Source organism: Archangium sp., assembly GCF_036388035.1.
Classification (GTDB): Bacteria; Myxococcota; Myxococcia; order Myxococcales; family Myxococcaceae; genus Archangium.
This window is the reverse complement of the sequence record NZ_DASVSO010000384.1, coordinates 1-2,073: the sequence shown is the minus strand read 5'-3', so window position 1 is coordinate 2,073 and position 2,073 is coordinate 1. Positions and strand designations below refer to the sequence as shown.

General features: G+C 67.7%; 2 protein-coding genes. Both read left to right on the top strand.

From position 1 onward, the window contains the following. A partial coding sequence (locus VF697_RS15685; protein ID WP_331095769.1) for an EamA family transporter occupies positions 1-463 on the top strand: 463 nt, incomplete at its 5' end. A 171-nt stretch (positions 464-634) separates the two neighbouring features. Further along, complete coding sequence (gene glnA, locus VF697_RS15680) at positions 635-2,056, top strand: type I glutamate--ammonia ligase (protein WP_331095767.1); 1,422 nt, start codon at positions 635-637, stop codon at positions 2,054-2,056. Positions 2,057-2,073 lie beyond the last annotated feature (17 nt).

Sequence of the window (2,073 nt, the reverse complement as noted above, 5' to 3'; positions counted from 1 at the left end):
CCTCGTGCTGCTCAACCTCGGCAGCGACATGGGGGGCAACCCGTGGGCGGCCGGAGCCCTGCTGGTGAGCCCGCTGAGCTGGGCCTTCGGCTCCATCTGGTCGCGCCGGCTGCCGCTGGCCCAGGGGCTCATGTCCACGGCGACGCAGATGCTCACCGCCGGCGGCATGTTCCTCGTGCTCAGCCTCCTGCGCGCCGAGCACCTGGACGCCATGCCGTCCACGCGCGCCGTGCTGTCCTTCTTCTATCTCGTCTTCTTCGGCTCGCTGGTGGCCTTCAGCGCCTACGGCTACCTGCTGCGCAACGCGCGGCCCGCGGTCGCCACCAGCTACGCCTACGTCAACCCGATGGTGGCGGTGCTGCTCGGCACCTTCCTCGCGGGCGAGTCGCTGAGCACCTGGGGCTTCCTCGCCATGGGGGCCATCCTCGGCGCGGTGGTGCTGCTCACGCGCGCCAGACGCTGACCGCCCGCGCGTCCCGAGTGTCTTCACGCTGACGTGACACGCCCGTGCGCCGTTGACGCGCGGGCGGAGTGTCATGCGGGGGCGTGGGGGCCTCTTTCCTCCCGGGGGGTGCGTTCCTAGTGTCCGCGACGCCCTGGCAGTACCACCTGGTAGGAAAGGATTCCGGACCCCATGACCACCAAGACGGCGAAGGACGTGCTCGCGTTCGCGAAGGAGCGCGGCACGCAGATGGTGAGCCTGCGCTTCATCGACTTCATCGGCCGCTGGCGCCACTTCGCGGTGCCCCTCCACGAGCTCAACGAGGGCGTCTTCGAGGAGGGCCTCGGCTTCGACGGCTCGTCCATCAAGGGCTGGTTGGAGATCCACAACTCCGACATGCTGGTGATGCCGGACCCGAGCACGGCGGTGATGGACCCGTTCACGCAGGTGCCAACGCTGGTGCTGCTGTGCAACGTGAGCGACCCCATCACCAAGGAGCTGTACGGGAGGGATCCGCGCAACATCGCGGCGCGGGCGGAGCAGTACCTGAAGAGCACGGGTCTCGCGGACACGGCGTACTTCGGGCCCGAGGCCGAGTTCTTCATCTTCGACGGGGTGCGCTACAGCACGGACCCGCACCACATGTTCTTCGAGGTGGACTCCATCGAGGGCGCGTGGAACGCGGGCCGCGAGGAGCCGGGCGGCAACCTGGGCTACAAGCCGGGCTACAAGGACGCCTACAACGCGGTGATGCCCACGGACGCGCACAACGACATGCGCGACGAGATGTGCCGCATCCTCGGGGAGGTGGGGATTACGGTGGAGCGCCAGCACCACGAGGTGGCGACGGCGGGCCAGTCGGAGATCGACTTCCGCTACGACACGCTGGTGAAGACGGCGGACAACCTGATGTGGTTCAAGTACGTGCTCAAGAACGTGGCCGCGCGCAACGGCAAGGCGGTGACGTTCATGCCCAAGCCCCTCTACGGGGACAACGGCAGCGGCATGCACACGCACCAGTCGCTGTGGAAGGGCGGCAAGCCGCTGTTCGCGGGCCAGGGCTACGCGGGCATGAGCGAGATGGCGCTGCACTACATCGGCGGCATCCTCAAGCACGCGCGGGCGCTGGCGGCCATCTGCAACCCGACGAACAACTCCTACAAGCGGCTGGTGCCGGGCTACGAGGCGCCGGTGAACCTGGCGTACTCGAGCCGCAACCGCAGCGCGTCCATCCGGATTCCCATGTTCAGCGCGAGCCCGAAGGCCAAGCGCCTGGAGTTCCGCTCGCCGGATCCGAGCTGCAACCCCTACCTCGCGTTCGCCGCGCAGCTCATGGCGGGCCTGGACGGCATCGAGAACAAGATCGACCCGGGCGAGCCGCTGGACAAGGACATCTACGGCCTGTCGCCCGAGGAGCTCAAGGACGTGCCGAAGATGCCGGGCTCGCTGGACGAGGCGCTCGACTGCCTGAAGAAGGACCACAAGTTCCTGCTCAAGGGGGACGTGTTCAGCGAGGACTCGCTGATGAGCTGGATCGAGCAGAAGCAGAAGGAGGTGGACGCCATCCGCCTGCGTCCGCACCCGATGGAGTACCAGCTCTACTTCGACATCTGAGCCGTCGCGGGCGCCGT